This window comes from Rhodococcus maanshanensis NBRC 100610 (assembly GCF_001894865.1).
GTDB classification, from domain to species: domain Bacteria; phylum Actinomycetota; class Actinomycetes; order Mycobacteriales; family Mycobacteriaceae; genus Rhodococcus_G; species Rhodococcus_G maanshanensis.
On the sequence record NZ_BCXA01000024.1, the window covers coordinates 26717 to 45385 of the forward strand.

At 65.8% G+C, this 18669-nt stretch carries 18 protein-coding genes; 13 read left to right on the forward strand and 5 right to left on the reverse strand.

Annotated elements, in window-relative coordinates; genetic code table 11:
• Positions 1-20 precede the first annotated feature (20 nt).
• The 6 genes from RM1_RS12665 to RM1_RS12690 all read left to right on the forward strand — a co-directional run bounded on the left by RM1_RS12665 (position 21) and on the right by RM1_RS12690 (position 5664).
• Positions 21-842 (forward strand): LytR/AlgR family response regulator transcription factor, encoded by an 822-nt coding sequence (locus RM1_RS12665; protein WP_072751684.1) that lies wholly within the window; start codon positions 21-23, stop codon positions 840-842.
• A complete protein-coding gene (locus RM1_RS12670; RefSeq protein ID WP_425528689.1) occupies positions 839-1213 on the forward strand; it encodes a hypothetical protein in 375 nt (124 codons plus the stop codon). Before RM1_RS12665 ends, RM1_RS12670 begins: the two co-directional genes overlap by 4 nt.
• A gap of 18 nt (positions 1214-1231) precedes the next feature.
• Entirely contained in the window at positions 1232-2998 is a 1767-nt protein-coding gene (locus RM1_RS12675) for a sodium/solute symporter (RefSeq protein ID WP_072751685.1), read from the forward strand.
• A 209-nt stretch (positions 2999-3207) separates the two neighbouring features.
• Positions 3208-3570, forward strand: coding sequence for a DUF485 domain-containing protein (locus tag RM1_RS12680; protein WP_072751686.1), 363 nt, complete (start codon positions 3208-3210; stop codon positions 3568-3570).
• Positions 3567-5201: a monocarboxylic acid transporter gene (locus RM1_RS12685; RefSeq protein WP_072751687.1), complete on the forward strand. Its 1635-nt coding sequence runs from the start codon at positions 3567-3569 to the stop codon at positions 5199-5201. The genes RM1_RS12680 and RM1_RS12685 overlap by 4 nt, the downstream gene beginning before the upstream one ends.
• 31 nt (positions 5202-5232) lie before the next feature.
• The gene (locus RM1_RS12690; protein ID WP_072751688.1) at positions 5233-5664 is read left to right on the forward strand and encodes a type II toxin-antitoxin system Rv0910 family toxin; all 432 of its coding nucleotides are present in this window, start codon (positions 5233-5235) and stop codon (positions 5662-5664) included.
• A 6-nt stretch (positions 5665-5670) separates the two neighbouring features.
• Here the strand turns inward: RM1_RS12690 and RM1_RS12695 are convergent, their stop codons facing one another.
• The 4 genes from RM1_RS12695 to RM1_RS12710 form a co-directional block, all read right to left on the reverse strand.
• A complete protein-coding gene (locus RM1_RS12695; protein ID WP_072751689.1) occupies positions 5671-6492 on the reverse strand; it encodes a tyrosine-protein phosphatase in 822 nt (273 codons plus the stop codon).
• 111 nt (positions 6493-6603) lie between these two features.
• A complete protein-coding gene (locus tag RM1_RS12700) occupies positions 6604-7503 on the reverse strand; it encodes an ABC transporter substrate-binding protein (RefSeq protein WP_072751758.1) in 900 nt (299 codons plus the stop codon).
• Positions 7504-7564: 61 nt separating this feature from the next.
• Complete coding sequence (locus RM1_RS12705; protein ID WP_072751690.1) at positions 7565-8719, reverse strand: esterase-like activity of phytase family protein; 1155 nt, start codon at positions 8717-8719, stop codon at positions 7565-7567.
• A gap of 133 nt (positions 8720-8852) precedes the next feature.
• Positions 8853-10049, reverse strand: coding sequence for a lipase family protein (locus RM1_RS12710; RefSeq protein WP_072751691.1), 1197 nt, complete (start codon positions 10047-10049; stop codon positions 8853-8855).
• Positions 10050-10293: 244 nt separating this feature from the next.
• On the opposite strand from RM1_RS12710, the gene RM1_RS12715 reads away from it, so the two are divergent.
• The 7 genes from RM1_RS12715 to RM1_RS12750 all read left to right on the forward strand — a co-directional run bounded on the left by RM1_RS12715 (position 10294) and on the right by RM1_RS12750 (position 17959).
• Positions 10294-11277 (forward strand): TIGR03086 family metal-binding protein, encoded by a 984-nt coding sequence (locus RM1_RS12715; RefSeq protein ID WP_072751692.1) that lies wholly within the window; start codon positions 10294-10296, stop codon positions 11275-11277.
• Between the two features lie 203 nt (positions 11278-11480).
• Positions 11481-12608 carry a tyrosine-type recombinase/integrase gene (locus RM1_RS12720; RefSeq protein ID WP_072751693.1) on the forward strand — a complete coding sequence of 376 codons (1128 nt, stop codon included), beginning with the start codon at positions 11481-11483 and terminating at the stop codon, positions 12606-12608.
• Positions 12609-12928: 320 nt separating this feature from the next.
• Positions 12929-13105, forward strand: coding sequence for a helix-turn-helix domain-containing protein (locus tag RM1_RS12725; protein ID WP_072751694.1), 177 nt, complete (start codon positions 12929-12931; stop codon positions 13103-13105).
• A gap of 754 nt (positions 13106-13859) precedes the next feature.
• Complete coding sequence (locus tag RM1_RS27170; RefSeq protein ID WP_425528688.1) at positions 13860-14120, forward strand: helix-turn-helix domain-containing protein; 261 nt, start codon at positions 13860-13862, stop codon at positions 14118-14120.
• Positions 14121-14725: 605 nt separating this feature from the next.
• Positions 14726-14989, forward strand: coding sequence for a hypothetical protein (locus RM1_RS12740; RefSeq protein ID WP_092667802.1), 264 nt, complete (start codon positions 14726-14728; stop codon positions 14987-14989).
• Entirely contained in the window at positions 14986-16257 is a 1272-nt protein-coding gene (locus RM1_RS12745) for a phage portal protein (protein WP_245816281.1), read from the forward strand. Before RM1_RS12740 ends, RM1_RS12745 begins: the two co-directional genes overlap by 4 nt.
• Complete coding sequence (locus RM1_RS12750) at positions 16247-17959, forward strand: HK97 family phage prohead protease (RefSeq protein WP_083576694.1); 1713 nt, start codon at positions 16247-16249, stop codon at positions 17957-17959. The genes RM1_RS12745 and RM1_RS12750 overlap by 11 nt, the downstream gene beginning before the upstream one ends.
• On the opposite strand, the gene RM1_RS26140 is transcribed toward RM1_RS12750, so the two are convergent.
• Positions 17877-18557, reverse strand: a complete 681-nt coding sequence (locus RM1_RS26140; RefSeq protein WP_143187331.1) for a hypothetical protein — start codon at positions 18555-18557, stop codon at positions 17877-17879. The two genes, RM1_RS12750 and RM1_RS26140, sit on opposite strands and share 83 nt — an antisense overlap.
• Between the last annotated feature and the right edge of the window lie 112 nt (positions 18558-18669).

An 18669-nucleotide genomic window follows, 5' to 3' on the forward strand; every position in this document is an offset into this window, starting at 1 on the left:
CATGGCACGATGGTTCCGTTGTGACGCAGAACTCCGAAGGGCCGACGATCGCCCCGCTGACCGTGCTTGCCGTCGACGATGAGCGCCCCGCCCTCGACGAGCTGGCCTACTTGCTGCGCGCCCAAGACGCGGTCGGCGACATCCTCACCGCGAGCGACGCCACCACCGCGCTGCGGGTGATCAAGGACCGTCTCGGCAGGTCAGCGGCCATCGACGCGGTGTTCCTCGACATCAACATGCCCGGCCTCGACGGGCTGGAGCTGGCCGGGGTGCTCGCCGCGTTCGCCGATCCGCCCGCGGTGGTGTTCGTGACCGCGCACGACGATCGCGCGGTCGCGGCGTTCGACCTCGGCGCCGTCGACTACCTGCTTAAGCCGTTGCGCGAGGAGAGACTGGCGGAATCGGTCCGCAGGATCGTCGCGCTCAAACAGCAGCACGAACGCCGCGCGGGCGCGGGCAGGCCCGAGCCGGACGCGGACGAGGTGATCCCGGTCGAACTGGGCGGCGTCACGACCCTGGTTCCCCGGTCCGCGGTGGCCTGGGTGGAGGCCGACGGCGACTACGCCAGGCTCCACACGGCGACCGGATCGCATCTGGTGCGGATCCCGATCTCGGCCCTGGAGAGCCGCTGGGAACAGGCCGGATTCCTGCGGGTGCATCGCTCGTACCTGGTGTCGCTGCCGCTGGTCACGGGGATCCGCAGCGTCGGCAACGGCACGGTGGTGTGCCTGCGGGCCGTCGGCGACGGCCCGGCCGTTGAGCTGCCGGTGAGCAGGCGGCACACCAGGGAGCTCAAGGATCGGCTGGTGCGCGCGCCACGGCAGAGCTGGACCGGCCGGTGACCGCGCCCGGGGGAGCGCCGAGGGCCAGGGAACGGGTGGTGCTGGCCAAGCGGCACGGCGCCCGGATCGTGCGCACCAGGGTGGAGGTCCAGGAGCAGACCGAGGTCGGCGACGCGATGATCCGCGGACTGGTCCGAGCCCAGCTGGGGCTGGCCCTCCGGCTGGCCCTGCTCGCCGCCGGGCTGTTGTCCGCGGTGCCGCTGCTGATGATCGCCTTCCCCGGGCTCGCCGAGGTGGAGGTGCTCGGGATCCGGCTGCCCTGGTTGGTCCTCGGGGTGCTGGTGTACCCGATGCTGCTGATCGTCGGCAGGCTCTTCATCGGGCGCGCGGAACGCAACGAGCAAGAGTTCGTCGACCTGGCCGACGACTGAACGCGGTTGGTAGCCACGGTGTCCGGACAGCCCATCCCGGTGGCCACGGTGCTCGGCCTGCTGGCCGCGGCGGTGGCGACGGTTGCCATCGGTGTCTACGGGGTCCGGCTGGCGCGAACCACCTCCGACTTCCTTGTCGCCTCCCGCAGCGTCGGTCCACGCTGGAACGCCGCCGCGATCTCCGGTGAATACCTTTCGGCTGCATCGTTTCTCGGTGTCGCCGGGTTGATAGCCAAGTACGGCGCGGACGCCCTCTGGTATCCGGTCGGCTTCACGGCGGGCTACCTGGGGTTGCTGCTGTTCGTGGCCGCACCGCTGCGCAGGTCCGGTGCCTACACGGTCCCCGACTTCGCCGAATTCCGTTTGGGATCGACACGACTGCGCAAACTCGCCATGGTGGTCGTTGCGGTGATCTGCATCCTGTACATGGTTCCGCAGTTCCAGGGTGCGGGACTGACGGTCGGCATCCTGCTCGGCATCCCCACGTGGGTCGGCGCTGTCGCGGTCGCGCTGATCGTCATCGCGAACGTGGTCGGCGGCGGAATGCGCTCGATCACCTTCGTGCAGGCGTTTCAGTATTGGCTCAAGCTGACCGCGGTCGCGGTGCCTGCCCTGGTGCTCGCGGCGCATTTCCTCGGTGAGGAGCACGATCTCGGCTCGCCCGCCCCGCCCACCGTCGCGGAGCGCACCACGGTGGGGATCACCACCGATGTCGTCGTCCAGGTGTCGGAGCCGGTCGCCGTCGGCGTCCGCGGAACCCTCGACGGTGCGGAGGTGGACGGCACGGTCACCCTTGGGCCGGGTGAGCACGAGCTCGGCTCGGGCACCGCGCTGATCCTCGAGGCGGGCTCGCCGGTGCCTGTGGTCGCGGGCGCACCCGCCACCGACGCCGACTGGCTCGAGCCCGGCTCCGGGCTCGGCGGTGAGCACCCGCTCTTCCAGGTGTACTCGCTGATGGTCGGGATCTTCCTCGGCACGGTGGGGCTGCCGCACGTGCTTGTCCGCTTCTACACCAACCCGGACGGCCGCACGGCCAGGAGGACCTCGCTGGCGGTGATCGGTCTGCTCGGGCTGTTCTACCTGTTCCCGACCCTGCTCGGGGTGTTCGCCAGGCTGTGGGTGCCGCAGCTGCTCATCACCGGCACCTCGGACGCGGCGGTGTTGTTGCTGCCCGGGTCGGTGCTGTCCGGCCCAGGCGGTCAGTTGCTGGCCGCACTCGTCGCGGCCGGGGCGATCGCCGCGTTCCTGTCGACCTCCTCGGGGCTGCTGGTCAGCGTCGCGGGCGTGCTGAGCACCGACGTGCTGCGCGGCCGGGTCCGCGACTTCCGGGTGGCGGCGGTGCTGGCGGGCGTGGTGCCGCTGCTGCTCGCGCTCGGCATGGTGTCCGTCGACCTGTCCAGGACTGTCGGGCTGGTGTTCGCCGTCGCGGCGTCCACCCTGTGTCCGCTACTGGTGCTCGGTATCTGGTGGCGCGGGCTGACGGCGGTCGGGGCGGCGGCCGGGATGGTCACCGGCGGCCTGGTGGCCGGGGCGGCGGCGCTGCTGACCGCGGTCGGCGGGGCGCCCGGCGGCTGGGCGGAATGGACACGGACCGGCTGGTCCGGGGCGGTGGTCGGTTATCCGGCCGCGGTGAGCGTGCCGCTGGCGTTCCTGATCATGGTCCTCGTCAGCCGGGTCACCCGCGGCCAGGTGCCGCAGGACATCGGGCGGACCTTCACCCGCATGCACGCGCCGGAACGGCTCGGTGTCGGCAGGGACAGGGAGACGGACCTCCGGTCCCTGTGAGCGGTTGACGAGTCCCTGGACTCGTCAACCACTCACAGGCGGCGCAGCCGCCTGTGCCGTTCGTCGTGTCGTGGCGACCGCCCGGCGCGCGATTCGACGGTTCGGCGTGTGACCGTCGCCACAGCCTGTCCCTGTGACCTGTGTCTCATTAACGTCTGTGCCCTGCCGGTCCTCACGGGATCTGGCCCCCACTGACCGAGGAGTCCGCAGTGACCACAGCCGACCTGATCCCGGAGAGGTCGCCCGAGCGACCGACCCCGGACGCACAGGCCTTCATCGACATGCAGGCCAGTCCCGAGTTCCAGGAGTTGCGTAGCCGGCTGCGGCGCTTCGTCTTCCCGATGACGGCGTTCTTCCTGGCCTGGTACGCGACCTACGTGCTGCTGGCTACCTACGCGACCGACTTCATGGCCACCAAGGTGATCGGCAACGTCAACCTCGGGGTCGTCCTCGGGCTCGGGCAGTTCGTGTCGACCTTCGTGATCACCGCGCTCTACGTGAAGTTCGCGAACCGCGAGCTCGATCCCCGCGCCACCGCGATCCGCGAAGAGCTGGAAGGACCGGCCAAGTGACCACTCTCGCAGCGGGTGCGGCCTCGGTCGGCAACCCGGCACTGAACATCGCGATCTTCGTGGCGTTCGTCGTGATCACCATGACCATCGTGATCCGCGCGAGCCGCACCACCAAGAAGGCATCCGACTTCTACACCGGCGGCGCCCAGTTCTCCGGCCCGCAGAACGGCTTCGCCATCGCGGGCGACTACCTGTCCGCAGCCTCCTTCCTCGGCATCGCGGGCGCCATCGCGGTCTACGGCTACGACGGGTTCCTCTACTCGGTCGGCTTCCTGGTCGCCTGGCTGGTGGCGCTGCTGCTGGTCGCCGAATTGCTCCGCAACACGGGCAGGTTCACGATGGCCGACGTGCTCAGCTTCCGGCTGCGCGAGCGCCCGGTCCGGATGGCGGCCGCGCTGTCCACGCTGGTGGTCTCGCTGTTCTACCTGCTCGCCCAGATGGCGGGCGCGGGCGGGCTCGTCGCACTGCTGCTGAACATCAACGGCAAGGTCGGTCAGGGCATCGTCGTCGCGGTGGTCGGGGTCCTGATGATCGTCTACGTACTCGTCGGCGGCATGAAGGGCACCACCTACGTGCAGATGGTCAAGGCGGTGCTGCTCATCCTGGGTGCCGGAATCATGTTCGTGCTGGTGCTCTTCGCGGTGAAGGGCAACTTCTCGCAGCTGCTCGCGGACGCCCAGGCGATGGTCAACGGCTCCGCCAACGAGGCGGTCGCCGGCCGCGACATCCTCGCGCCCGGCGCGAAGTACGGCATCAGCTCCATGTCGCGGCTGGACTTCATCTCACTCGGCCTCGCCCTTGTGCTCGGCACCGCAGGCCTGCCGCACGTGCTGATGCGCTTCTACACCGTGCCCACCTCGAAGGAGGCCCGGCGGTCGGTGACCTGGGCGATCGGCCTGATCGGGGCGTTCTACCTGTTCACCCTCGTGCTCGGGTACGGCGCCGCCCGCATGGTCGGGCCCGACAAGATCCTCGCGGCACCGGGCAAGGAGAACTCCGCCGCGCCGCTGCTCGCGTTCGAGCTCGGCGGCACCATCTTCCTCGCCGTCATCTCGGCGGTGGCATTCGCGACCATCCTCGCCGTCGTGGCAGGCCTGGCGATCACCGCCTCGGCCTCCTTCGCCCACGACATCTACGCCAGCGTCATCAAGCGGGGCAAGGCATCCGAGGAGCAGCAGGTCCGGGTCTCGAGGATCACCGTGGTGGTCATCGGGCTGGTCTCGATCGTCCTCGGCATCCTCGCCATGGGGCAGAACATCGCCTTCCTGGTCGCGCTCGCCTTCGCCGTCGCGGCCTCCGCGAACCTGCCGACGCTGCTGTACTCGCTGTTCTGGAAGAAGTTCAACACCACCGGCGCCCTGTGGAGCATCTATGGCGGCCTGATCAGCTGCCTCGTGCTGATCGTGTTCTCGCCCGCGGTGTCCGGCAAGGCCTCGTCGATGTTCCCGAGCGCCGACTTCGACTTCTTCCCGCTGGCGAACCCGGGCATCGTCTCCATCCCGCTCGCCTTCCTGCTCGGCGTCGTCGGCACCTACGTCGGACGCGCGAAGCAGGAGAGCGCGGCGAAGCAGGCCGAGATGGAGGTTCGCTCCCTCACCGGGGTCGGCGTCGAGAAGGCCGTCGCCCACTAGCGGCGCGTTGACTGTTCGCTACGATTCGTCAATGGCGAAGCTGAAGGTGTCGATCGATGTGCCGTTGTCCCCGCAGGAAGCGTGGGAGAAGGCAAGCGCTCTTGACGAATTCGAGAAGTGGCTCTCGATTCACGACGGCTGGCGCTCCGAGATCCCCGAGCAGTTGACGAACGGGACCACCGCGGAGTCGGTGGTCTCGGTCAAGGGGATGCGGAATCGGATCAAGTGGGTCATCAAGGAGTACAACCCACCCAGGACCCTGCTCCTGAAGGGGGACGGCAAGGGCGGCGTCAAGGTGAACCTCACGCTCTCGGTGACGCCAAAGGGTGACGGCGCCGAGGTCGGTTTGAACATCGACCTCGGCGGGGCGCCGCTGTTCGGCCCGATCGGGTCCGGCGTGGCGCGCGCCCTCAAGGGCGACATCGAGGGCTCGCTGCGCACGTTCGTCGCCCTCTACGCCTAGGTCGGCTTAGACCAGGAGCTTGGCCCGCAACATGTTCACCGCGTTCTGGTCCAGTCCGAGCCCGTCGCGCACGTAGCGGTCGAAGCTGCCGTACAGCCGTTGGACCTGATCGAACGCGGCGTCGAGCCAGGACTGTTCGACGGCGTCGCTGCGGCCGAGGAAGGTGTTGCTGGCCAGGAAGTCCGCGTTCACCGTTGCCCGGGGGACACCGAGGATGGTCAGCAGGACGGCGGTCGCCCATCCGGTGCGGTCCTTGCCTGCGCTGCAGTGGTAGACGACAGCGCCGCTCTTGTGCTGCGCGATGGCCGTGAGCAGGTCGCGGAACGCGGCGTCGGAGCCCTGGAAGGTGACCATGAACGGGTAGTCGATGCTCTGGCCGATGTCCGAGGAACCCTTGACGTGCGCGTCGATGATGGCCCGCCCCAGCGTGATCGGCACGAACTCGTGGAACCCGAGCCCGTTGTTCAGGCTCACCACATCGGCGACCTTGTACTCGACCCCGGCGGGCAGGCGGTCGGGTTCGTCCTTGCGCTCCATGGCGTTGCGCAGGTCGACGTCGAGGGTGACGCCCGCCGCGGTGAGCTTCGCCTGGTCGGAGTCGGTGAGCTTGCTCAACCTGTTCGACCGGTACACGAGGTCCTCGCGCACCCGGCGCCCGTCGGCGGTCAGGTAGCCGCCGATGTCGCGGAAGTTCTTGGCCCCCTCGAGTTGGATGTCGGGGGCGGCGGGCTGGGCCGAGGCGACGGCCGGGACCAGCAGACCTGGCGAGAGCACGACTGTCGCTGCCAGCAGTGAACCGATCAACCGTGCCCGAACTCCGCGTGTCATCCCTGTCCGCCCCTTCGTGATCTCGTGCACCCGGCCGCCCCGCCGGCGATCCGAGGGGAGGCTACGGCAGATCGACGACCGGTACCGGCGTTCGATCGGAATCCGGCTGCGTCAGCTGAGGACCGGGACCCCGGCGGTGTCGGCCAGCCAGGTCTGGGCGAGCCGTTCGAGCGTGCCGTCGGCATAGAGCGCGTCGACGGCCGCCGAGACGCATGCCGTCATCGGGCTGTTCTTCTCGAGCACCAGGCCGAAGAACTCGGTGACCGTGTTGGGGCGCGGGAACTGGCCGATGAGCGTGCTGTTGGGCAGATCGGTGGCGGTGATCTGGAATCCGGTCGGGATGTCGACGACCAGTGCGTCGATCGTGCCCGCCGCCAGTGCGGCCTTCGCCTCGTCGTTGGTGGCGAACTCGACGGGCGGCTGCGACGGCCGGATCGTCCCGGTGATCGAGGCCAGGCTGGTGGAGCCGCTCTGCGCGCCGAGCCGGAAGGGGGCGAGCCCGTCGAGGGAATCGATCGCCGCGGCCGGGGTGCCCTTCATCGCGACGATGGACTGCGCCACCGCGTAGTACGGCGACGAGAAGTCGACGGCATCGCGCCGATCGCCCACGATGGTGACCTGGTTGATGTCGAAGTCGAACTTCTTCTCGCCCGGCGCGATCGCCTCGCCAAACGGCACCCGGATGAACTCGACCTGATCCGGGCGGTACCCGAGCTTTTCGGACACCGAGCGGGCCACGGCGCCCTCGAATCCCTTGCCGTTCGACGGGTCGTTGTCGACGATCCAGGGCGCGTAGGCCGGTGAATCGGTGGCGATGGTGAGGGCGCCGTCGGCCTCGGTGGCCCCGCTGTCCGGGCCACAGTTACCGATCGCGGCGGTGGTGGGCAACTTGGTGTACGCCTCGGGAATCGACGTCGGCCCCGCCTCGGACTCGGCTCCGGCGGAACACCCGCCGAGGATCAGCGCGGACACCGCGGTGAGGGAGGCGAGGACGGCGGGGCGACGGCCGATTCTGGACACCCGGACATAGTGCCCAGATTCGGGAAGCAGAGCAATAGGAACGGTCGGTATGTCAGCGTCCGACGGTCAGCAGGTGGAACGTGGTCTTCCCCGCGATGCCGAAGTTGTCGTCGGCCACCAGCACGAGGGTGCGGGTGCCATCCGGCCGGGTGGGGCCCCAGGTGATGCCCTCGATGCACTCCGGGCTCACGCCTGCCGCGGCGAAGTCGAAGACCAGCTCCTTGCGCATGGTCCGTTCGGTGCCGTTCAGTGCGGCCTTCCCCGCGACGTTCTCGGCCCCGTGGACGCCGGTCCGGTAGATCCTGACGGAGAACCCGCCTGCCGCCGAGACGTTGCGCTCGAGCACCAGGTAGTCGGAGTCGCCGATCGCCAGGATCTCGCCGATCCCGTTCACCGAGGAGACGGGGTTGAAGGGCTCGCCAGGCGCGAGGCGGATCGGGTCGACCTCGTAGACGAACTCGCCGCGTTCCGCGCCGGTGGCCCGGTCCAGTCGCAGGAACCGTGACCGGCTGCCGACCTGGTCCGAGATGGCCGGACCGTCCTGGGCCAGGGCGTTCTCGCCTGCGGCGGTGATGGTGCTCCCGGCGCGGTCGACGGTCATGGCCTCGAAGCCGAGGTTGTCCCGGAATCCCGACGGCGGGGCGGCCTTCGGGGTGTACGCCTCGGGCAGCGCGTAGTCCCGCAGGAACCTGCCGTCGCGGGCGGTCTCCCGGACGAATCCGGGCAGGCCGATCCGCGCGGATCCCTCGCTGGTGTACAGGAGGGAGCCGGAGCCGGGCAGGTAGCGGATCGACTCGGTGTCCGCGGTCTTGGGGGCGAACGGGGTCTGGTTCGTGTCGAGCAGGGCGGTCTGGCCCGTGAACTCGGCGGTGGTCAGCCTGCCGGCCTGGTCGAGGGGCAGGCGCAGCGAGTAGTAGCGGACCGGACCCTGTTCGCCGCGGTTGTCGCTGATGGCGACGTATTCGCCCCGCTGCGCGTCGTAGTCGATGCCGGACAGTCCGCCGATCGGGAAACCGTCGAAGGGGGTGCCGGTGGGCACTGTCACCGAGTTGACGTAGGTCAGCTCGAGGTGGCCGTCGGCGGACCCGCTGGAACCGGCGGATCCGAAGTCCGGGACGGCGTTTGCCGCCGGTGTGGCGCACAGGAGGAGGGACGCGGACGCTGCGACGGTGCCGACGAGACGAACTCGCCTTCGGGTGGAGCGCATCACCAGATTGCTAACCAGCACGAAAGACCCACTCTCGACTCAGTTTTCGGCGCCGGAACGGCGCGCGATCCCTGAGCACCGTAGGTAGGCGCCGGGAGTGGTGCGTCCCGCGTCTCCCGCTGGGTGGAACCGATCAGCAGTGGGTGGGGGCCGGCTCGCCGCGGAAGCGAGCCTCGACGTAGTTCCAGGCTTCGCCGAAGCCGGCCGCGGCGGTGGTCATGTGCTCGGCGATGTCGTACGGCACGAAGGTCAGGTTCGCCCCTGCCGCGCAATACCGGTGGGCGACATCGGCTACCGCGTCATAGGGGGTCAAGCCGTCGTACATGCCGTGCCAGATGTAGATGGGCACGGTCGGGATCGTCGGGTAGTAGCGGAGGCTGTTCTCGCGTAGGACGCTGAGCGCCTCCGGACTTCCCAACAGGCTGGTCGAGGCGGCGAGCTGTTCCGCGTTGCGGAACACGCCGTGGAAGAGCAGGAATCGCCGGCACTCGTTGGTCACCCAGTCGCGGAACCACAGGCCCGTCGGGTTCAGCTGCGCCGAGACCGGCAGCCGCTCGGGATACTCGCGCTCGAGTCCCATGGCCGCGGCGAAGGCGAGGCCGAAGCCCGGATGTGGGTTGAGGCCGAGGCCCTGCACCATCTCCCAGAGGTCCGCCGGGATGCCGCCCGCGGCCACCCCGGCGAGCTTCAGCTCCGGTGCGTAGGTCGGTTGCAGCGCCGCCGCCCATGCACTCGCCATGCCGCCGCCGGAGTATCCGGCCAGGGCGACCGGACTGTTCGCGAGACCGAGCTCGGCCACCTTCTGCACGGCGCGAACGCTGTCGAGCGTGATCAGGCCGCCGAGTTTGGCGGCACCGTAGGCGCCGGTCGGCCCGATGTGATCGGGCACCGACACCGCCCAACCGCGGTTGATCGGCAGGTACATGCCGGGGGCGTCCTGCAGCTCGCCGTTGAACAGCGCCCGCGACGGGTTGCACTTGGTGCCCAGCGAATTGATGATCGCCTGGTAGGAGACCAGCGGCGGGTTCTTGATGCCGTGGGGCAGGAACACCGTGGTCATGCCGAGGATGGGTTTGCCGGTGGAGTTCGTCGACCGGAACGCGACCTGCCAGCCGTCGCTGTTCGCGTACAGCGAGGCGTCGATGGGGCGGACCCGGACCACATCGCCAGGACGCAGATTCGCGAGGTCGGGCGGGGCCAGATAGAACGGGTCCGGATCGGGCGTTGGGTAGAGGGGGCCAGCCGGCGTCGCGGTCGCGGGCAGGGCCAGACCCGCCAGCAGGAGCAGGACACCGAACGTTGTTGTCAAAAAGCGGAGGCGTTGACGCATGCTCGGGGCTCCCTCGCATCGGTCCAAGTGCAGTGACGGGCGAACGCGGTGACGAACGTGGCGCGGGCGAACGCGTAACACGCTAACCCAAGGCGCCGACGAGGGCAGCGCGTCGAGACGAAAAAATCCGTCCTGATCACCTTGTCTGCCGTCCAGGTGGCAACCAGTCGGGTGGTCGGTTTCGGGGCCGAACCGGGTGCATCGGCGATATATTCATAGACGGGGGTCGCCTGGAAGGAGACCCGTGACGCAATTCGACAGGACCGTCGAGGTTGCGCTCGAGCCCGACGCGGCGTTCGAGCTGATCAGTCGTCCGGAACGGCTGCGCCGATGGCTGACCGTGGCCGCGAGGGTCGATCTGCGCGAGGGCGGGCGGTATCGGTGGACGGTGGTGCCGGGCCACTCCGCCTCAGGGACGTTCACCGAGGTCGTGCCCGGCCGACGACTCAAGCTCCGGTGGTGGTGGGAGGACAGCGACGACCTGCCACCTGGCAGTTCCACGGTGGCGTTGACCCTGACCCCCAAGAACGGTTCGACCGAGATCCGGTTGGTACACGACGGACTGACCGAGGCGCAGGAGCCGAGCCACGCCGAGGTGTGGAATCACTACCTCGACCGGCTGGCCGTCGCAGGCCGGGACGGCGATGCGGGACCCGACGACTGGGCGGTCGCCCTCGAGCCGAGTGACGAAATCACCGGTGCCGAGGCCACGCTGGTCGTGCTGCAGGAGGTGCTGCGCGGTCTCACAGCGGACGACCTGCAGCGCCGGACGCCCTGTCGCGATTTCACGGTCGCCGCGCTGGCCGAACACCTGCTCGGGTCGATCAGGAGCCTCGGGTCGGCAGGGGGAGGGACCATGCCCGCCGCCGACGCGCCCGGTGACGTGGAGGTCCGGGTTGCCGACGCCGCCCAGGCGGCGACCGAGGGATGGCGCCACCGTGGCCTCCAGGGCACCGTGACACCGGGATCGACCGCGATGCCCGCGACCACTGCGGTGAGCATCCTGGCCATCGAATTCCTTGTGCACGCCTGGGATTTCGCCACCGCAACGGGGCAACGGCTCGATGTGCCCGAGCAGCTGGCGAGCTACGTACTCGGACTGGCGCAGAGCACCATAAGTCCGCAGTCCCGGGAGAGCGGGGCCTTCGGGGAACCGGTGCCCGTCGGAGACGATGCGGGGCCGCTCGAACGCCTCATCGCGTTCACCGGCCGGTCGCCCTCGCCCTGATCGGGCGCCTGTCTGGCGGTGGTGGTGTGGTGCCCTCGGCAGGATTCGAACCTGTTACTTTTAATCCCTCGTTCAGTGTGACCACCAGGGAAAACATGGTGTTTTACCTGGTGGTTGGACACTGTACCGTTGGCCTTGATTAGGCACAAGTGGACACGTCGCCACACTGGTTTGGCACGTATTAGGCGCAGGGTGGGGCAGGAATGGCAAGCAATCGACCGAAACGCGGATTCGGTGCCCCCCGCAAACTGAAGTCTGGCCGCTGGCAAGCCCGCTACACCGGCCCTGACGGGCTGGCGCACAAGGCCGCAACGACGTTCGGGGCATATGACGATGCTGTCGCGTGGCTCGCTGGCGAGCGGCGCAGGATCGACCTGGACACCTGGACCCCGCCGGCGACACGAGACCTTGACGCCGGCGTGCTGGGCAACCAACCGCCGGCCCTCACGTTGGCCGTCTATGCAGAGCGTTGGTTTGCTGAGACTGAGGGGCGTCACAAGCCGCGTACCCGCGCGTTGAACCGGGGCTACCTCGACAATGTGATCCTTCCTGAACTGGGCGCAGTGTCCGTTACCGCGCTGACGGTTCAACAGGTGCGGGCCTGGTTTGCCGGCCTTGAGTCCTTCCCGACGCGGAACTCCAATGCCTACTCGCTACTCCGAACGATCCTCAACCAGGCACTTGATGACGAACTGATCGCGGCCAACCCTTGCCGAGTGAAGCGGGCAGCGGTAAAGCGTCGTGTAGTTGAGCCAATCGCGTTGACCGCAAGTGAGATTCGCGCCATGGCTGACGCTATGCCGGAACGGTGGCGGGCACTTATCCTGGTGGCCGGCTTCTCCGGGTTGCGATGGGGTGAGCTTGTGGCGCTCAGGCGGTCCGATTTCGTGCTCAAAGCTGACGACTGCTCGGTCACGGTGTCGCGCGCCGTGGTGCGAATGAAGGGTGAGTTTGTCATCGGCGCGCCCAAGTCTCGGGCAGCGCTGCGAACCGTCCCGTTGCCGTCAGCGTTGCGTCTGATCATTGCGGCGCACATCGAGGAGTTCGCCCTACCTGGGCGGGCTGGCTTGGTGTTCCCCTCGGTGTCGGGTCAGGTGGTGCACGACAACTCGGTGCGGCCGGCGTTCAAGCGGGAAGCTAAGAAGATTGGGCACCCGGCCCTGAGGTTCCACGACTTGCGGCACTCTGCGGCAACTTTGTTCGCTCAGGCCGGCGCGACGCTGGCCGATCACATGATGTTGATGGGGCACACGTCGTCAGCGATGAGTGCCCGGTATACGCACAGCACGGCGGCACGGAACAGGGCACTAGTTGAGGGGCTTTGGGAGTAGGCCGGCTGTGATCGGCGCTGGTCAAATCGGCAATATCCACGGGTTTGCCGGTATGACTTGCATTACATTATTCCTTGCGCATCCCTGACCATCCTTGATCAAGCTTGGACATTCTTGCGCAATTTTGCGCGCTGAACTGTTCGCGCCCAATGCAATTCGTGTGGTTATCTGAAATGTGCGTGATAGCGTGTGAATTGAGCGGACAAGATACGCCACTGGCCGGCATGAGACCTAACTAGGTAGCCGGGTGGGTACGTCGCCATTCCTTCGCCCTCGCAAATCAGCGGGGCCGCATCGACGCACACAGAAGGCGTACACACATGTCTAAGGCACGACTGTCCACAATCGCTGAGGCCGCAGAGACCTTGAGCGTCAGTACCCGCACAATCCGCCGTTACATCGCGGCTGGCCGATTCACGGCATACCGGGTTGGCCCCCGACTTATCCGCGTAGACCTCTCAGAACTGGATACCGCGCTGCGTCGCATGGGCGCGTGAGCTGTGTACACGGGATCAATTCCTGACTACCTCCTGCCTGAGGAGATGAGGTCATTCAAGCCTCTATGGCTGAGGGAAGAGGACGCCCTCAAGGTTATTGACCGTGGCGCAAGCACCTTGAGGCGCTGGCGGTACCGGGGCGAGGTTAAGGCGCAAAAGTCATTCGGTCGCTGGCTGTACGAGCGCAGCTCTCTTGAGGCGTGCGAGCGGGAACAGGTGAGGCGCTACGAAGAACGCCCTTTCCCTGGTCGTAGTCGTAAGCAAGACAATTCTTAGAATGGAAATTAGAGATGCAATCAAGCCGAGTCGGCTACCAATTTCGCATCACCAACTACGTTCACGAGGAAGGGCCGCGCCTGCGGCTGCGGAACGTGAACTCGAAGCGCGTTGATGTATCCCTGACGCCAGACGAGGCATACCAACTACAGGACTCCCTTAGTGACTGCCTGGACGAGCACGAGCGTAACGAACTGCGGAACTGCAAGGGGGCCGGCAGGTGAAGCAGTCACACGACTTCATCGAGGTACTGATGAAAGAGTCCAGGATGACGCGAAAGCAAGTGCTCAATTGCCTCGATGAACTGGAATCGCACAACCTGGTTATGCCGCTAACGCCCGACAGGGATTGGAGCGTAGGCGTGTGGATGCCGACTCTCAACAGCTTCTCGGGAGTCTCGTTTGGCTGACAAGTTCGTAGTAATCCCAGACGACATATTCGATATCGACATGTCCTCGCCGGCCTCCGACTGTACGCATTGATGACCAAGTACGCGGACAGCCATACGCGGGAAGCATGGCCCTCGCGGGCAACTCTCGCTCAGGGCCTGGGCCTCAGCAGACCGGCAAGCGTTGACCAGTACGTCAAAGAGCTTGAGGCGGCAGGCCTGATCAAGGTTCAGGCGCGGTGGAAAGACCGGGACGGCAACCACTCATTTGAGAAGTCCGCCACTCACAAAGAGCGCGGTTCGAGCCTATACAGTGCTCAGGGGGTGGTACGTCAAACCGCACAAGGGTAGTACGCCGGAGCGCACAAGGGTAGTACCGCAGACCGAACAAGAACTAGAACCAATTAACTATCAACAGGGGCCGGCACCCATTCCTGACGACTGGACGCCAAACGAAGCACATCGACAGCTAGCCAAGTCCAAGGGCCTTGACGTGGAAGCGGTCGCAGCGAAGTTCAACAGCTGGGCAATCAATGGTGGCAAGAAGCTTGTCAGTTGGGATGCTCGGTTCACGGCATGGCTTCACGATGAGAAGCGCAGGCCTCAAGTCGCAGGCAGCACCGGCGGCAGGCTATGGCAGGAGTAACTACATGGCGAAGTGGGTATCTCTGCCAATCAAGCCGGGGATCACACCTAAGCGTGAAAGGTACGGCGGCAGCGACCGCTACCTGATCAAAAGGGCTTCGCGTAAGGCAATCCCTCAAGTGGAGCCTGAAAGTCCCTCAGTGTGTAAATGAGCGGTCGACATTGGGGGAGGGGGTGAAATGTCACTACGAACTAGGCGACCGGCCCACTTCTGGCGGGGAGTGATCCTCTCCCCCCGGAGGGCATACCCCATCACGCGCGAGGGAAGGCACCGATTAATCATGAATTGCGAGGGTTGAAGCATGGAAAGAGTGAGTGTCACTCTGTTTGACCGGATTGAGGCGCTGCGGGCTGCGCTGGCTGTCCACGATGGGGACCGGGAGGAGTTGCATCGGGTGATCCTTGATTGCGGCGATCGGTACGGCGGAATTGATCGGCTGATCTACGCAATGGCTCTTGAGCTGGATTTTGCGTATGGGTGCGGCTTTGGCGACAGCGGGCCGGATCAGATCAACAGTCTGATTGAGCTGCACCAGGTCGCGCTTGATGTTGCGGCGCGGGGTGATGTTCGGTGAAGTTGCCGATCAAGTTTGGCGGTGCGGGCGGCGGCAAGCTGCGTTCAGTCCGCATGGATGAGTCCGGATTCATGGTGGCGTCAGACGACGGGACGGTGATGGACCGGACTTCTGAGCAGTTGTGGGCTGAACAGCCGTATCTGCGAACTGTCGTCACCTTCCTTGCCCGCAACGTGGCACAGCTCGGGTTGCAGGCATTCAAGCGTGACGCTGAGGGTTCACGTGAGCGACTGCGGGACCATCCCCTGGCTGCAATGCTGAAACGCCCGAACGAGGATCAGACCGGCTATGAGCTGCTGTATGCGCTCGTTGCGGATCTGGCGCTGTTCGATGTGGCATACCTGCTGGTTGAGGACCGGGCCGCCGACGGGGCCGGCGTGAAGTTGCGGAACATTCCGAACGGCTGGGTCAAGGGAACCGAGGACTCGACACCATTTCGTGCTGGCGCGTACTTGGTGCAGATGAACGGCGCTGAGGGCGAGCCCGTCAAGGTTGCCGCCGAGAACATGCTCGTGTTCCACGGATGGAACCCTGCTGATACGCGTATGGGCATGAGTCCCGTAAAGGCGCTCAACGCGACGCTGCGCGAACAGATCCACGCACAGACGTTCCGTGAACAGCTATGGGAACGCGGAGGGCGAGTGGGCACATACCTGACGCGTCCCAAGGATGCGCCTGACTGGTCCAACGAGGGCCGTACTCGGTTCAAGAGTTCATGGGCTGCGGCATGGTCCGGCAGCCGTGGCAGCAAGGCCGGCGGCACACCAGTGCTTGAAGATGGAATGGAACTAAAGCGTGTTGGTTTCAGTGCCAAGGAAGAGGAATACGTAGAGGCGTCCAAGCTGGCGCTGACGACGGTTGCCGCTGTGTACCACGTCAACCCGACGATGATTGGCGTACTGGATAACGCCAACTACAGCAACGTGCGTGAGTTCCGGCGGATGCTCTACGGCGACACGCTGGGGCCGATCATGGCGATGATCGAGGACCGGCTGAACGAGTTCCTGGTGCCACGATTCGCGGACGTTGAGGGCGCATACGTCGAGTTCAACCTAGGTGAGAAGTTGCAGGGTTCGTTTGAGGAACAGGCCGCCGTGCTCAGTGCGGCAACGGGCGTGCCGTACATGACGCCGAACGAGGCCAGGGCCAAGCTCAACCTTCCCGCTGTCGCGGGCGGTGACGAGCTGGCAAGGCCGCTGAACATGGCGACGCCGGAACAGGTAGCCGCCGGCAACAACGGGGAAGAGGTGGCGGCTGATGCTGCATAAGGACCATGACGGTGCGATGTTGAAGGCCGGCCCCGATGACGGTTTGGAAGAGGGCCAGTTTCTCGCCTACGCAAGCGTGTTCGGCAATCGGGACTCGTACGGCGATGTTGTCGAGCCGGGCGCGTTCACCAAGTCGCTGACCGATTGGCGGGCCAAGGGCGCACCTATCCCGCTGCTGTTCGGTCACAACATGGAAGATCCCGATTTCAATATCGGGCACGTCGTCATGGCGGAAGAGGACGGGCACGGCCTCAAGGTGCTCGGGCAGCTGGACCTTGAGTCACCCAAGGGCCGGCAGGTGCATCGGATGCTCAAGGGCCGGCGCGTGGGCAACCTGTCGTTTGCTTATGACGTGCTCGACTCCAAGCCTGCCAAGAGTGCGGAACTGGGCGAGTACGTGAGCTTGAAAAGCCTTGCTCTTCACGAAATTAGCGTGGTGACCGTGGGAGCGAATCGCTCAACGGCGGTCCTCGCAGTCAAGGGTGGCGACGCCACCAACGTAACCAAGGATGAGGTTGTCATGAGTGTTTCTCTCAAGGATCAGCGGGCCGGCGTCGTCACCAAGGCGCAGGCAATCGTTGATGGTGCCAAGGCTGAGGGCGTTGAGCTGACCGCCGAACAGGCCGCCGAGCTTGACGGCCTGGTCGATCAGGTCAAGGCGTTTGACGAGCAGATCAAGGCGTCTCTCGACTCTCAGGCGCTTGTCGCGGCAGTCGAAGCATTGGGTAAGGGCATTGAGCCGGCAATGGATCAGGAAAAGGGCAACATGAACGTGAGCACCAAGGGCCGGTTTCTGGGGCTGACTGGCAAGTCGGGCGCTGAGGCGGCAACCAAGCTGGCGGGGCAGATGCTCGGATCTGCCGGTGGCGTCAAGTCGCTGACCGCTGCGGGTAGCTCGGTTACCGGCGTTCCGCTGGTCGCTCAGTCGCCCATCGAACTTGACCGCGTACCGACCAGCGTCCTTGAGGTGCTTGGTGTGGTCACTCATTCCACGCCTGAGTACACGTACCTGCGTCAGACGGTCCGTACCAACAACGCGGCACCGTGGGCCAGCGGCAACAAGCCTGAGAGCAGGTACGCCGTTGAAAGTGTGCCCGGCAAGCTGACGGTGATTCCGCATGTCAGCGAGGGCATCGACAGGTACACCCTGATCGACAACGCGGCACTTGGTGACTTCCTCAAGGACGAAATGATCGACGGCCTGATGCACGCCGTTGAGGCTCAGGTTCTCAGCGGCAACGGTACGGGCGTCAACATGAGGGGCGTCCTCAACACGTCGGGCGTTCTCTCGCAGGCGTTCACCACTGACCTCGTGACGACAACCCGCAAGGCGGTTACTGCCCTTGAGACCGGCGGACGCAAGCCGGGCGTCTTCGTCCTCAGCCCGACTGACTGGGAGGCGCTGGAACTGGCGCGCAACACCAGCGGCGCGTTCGACCTGGCGCACTCGGCTGTTGATCGTTCGGCGCGCAAGCTGCATGGTGTGCCGGTCGTCGTGTCCACTGCGCTGCCGGCCAAGGTCGCAATGCTGATGGACCTGGACGCGGTGAAGGTCGATACCGATACTCACGGCCTGGTCGTTGAGTGGGGCGTCAAGGGCGATGACTTCGGCCAGAACGCTAGCCGGCTGTTGGTTGAGGGCCGGTTTGGCGTGTCGGTGCTGCGTCCGACTGGTGTTGTGAAGATCGCAACGGCGGCGTAGGCAGTTGAGGTGCGGGCGGTCGGTACAGCTCGACTGCCCGTCCACGGAGGTCAGACACAGCCTGGCCCAACTTGGTGATGCTCTCGATCATCTGGCGAACCTTGTTGGCGATAGCTTTGCTGTCGGAGTCGAGAACGTCGGCGAGCGTGACGCACTCCAAGAACGCTTCACCTATTGCTTCAAGGCAGCGGCGGGTCTCTACGTCAGTTGCAAGAAGGTCGGCTGTGATCAGGGCGCGATCGAAGTCCGCTGTGAGAGTGAGGACGTTCGAGTAGAACTCCGCGATGCTGACTACCTTCGTCAAGGACTCCGATTCATGCGGTGCGTTGGCGACCTGAGCCATTTGGGCGCAGATGCTGGTCAGGTTCGGCATCCAGAGCGTCGAGACATGCAGGACCTCCACAATCGAACTTCGCTGCTGGTTGCGTACTCGCTCAAGTTGTTCGGCGTTGAACCGAGATTCTGTTGACGATTGCGAATCTGCAAACTGGCGGGCTGAGCGACGCAACGTGAGCCAGTTAGCCACTGCTGACACCACGACAGCGATTGAGGCCACAGAGGTTGTGGCAAACGCACCCCATCCGGGCGTGTAGTACATACTGACCACTTTCTCATGCAGGCAGCGCTGACTTCGGCCAGAACGCTAGCCGGCTGTTGGTTGAGGGCCGGTTTGGCGTCTGGATGAAACGAAAGTGGCCCGCCACTGCCCT

What these genes read in the sequence shown, in the direction of transcription:
- RM1_RS12690 (WP_072751688.1), top strand. Translation starts at nt 5,233, where the DNA reads ATGGCGAAGCTGAAGGTGTCGATCGATGTGCCGTTGTCCCCGCAGGAA.
- RM1_RS12695 (WP_072751689.1), bottom strand. Translation starts at nt 6,492, where the DNA reads ATGACACGCGGAGTTCGGGCACGGTTGATCGGTTCACTGCTGGCAGCG.
- RM1_RS12705 (WP_072751690.1), bottom strand. Translation starts at nt 8,719, where the DNA reads ATGCGCTCCACCCGAAGGCGAGTTCGTCTCGTCGGCACCGTCGCAGCG.
- RM1_RS12710 (WP_072751691.1), bottom strand. Translation starts at nt 10,049, where the DNA reads ATGCGTCAACGCCTCCGCTTTTTGACAACAACGTTCGGTGTCCTGCTC.
- RM1_RS12720 (WP_072751693.1), top strand. Translation starts at nt 11,481, where the DNA reads ATGGCAAGCAATCGACCGAAACGCGGATTCGGTGCCCCCCGCAAACTG.
- RM1_RS12725 (WP_072751694.1), top strand. Translation starts at nt 12,929, where the DNA reads ATGTCTAAGGCACGACTGTCCACAATCGCTGAGGCCGCAGAGACCTTG.
- RM1_RS12750 (WP_083576694.1), top strand. Translation starts at nt 16,247, where the DNA reads ATGCTGCATAAGGACCATGACGGTGCGATGTTGAAGGCCGGCCCCGAT.
- RM1_RS26140 (WP_143187331.1), bottom strand. Translation starts at nt 18,557, where the DNA reads ATGTACTACACGCCCGGATGGGGTGCGTTTGCCACAACCTCTGTGGCC.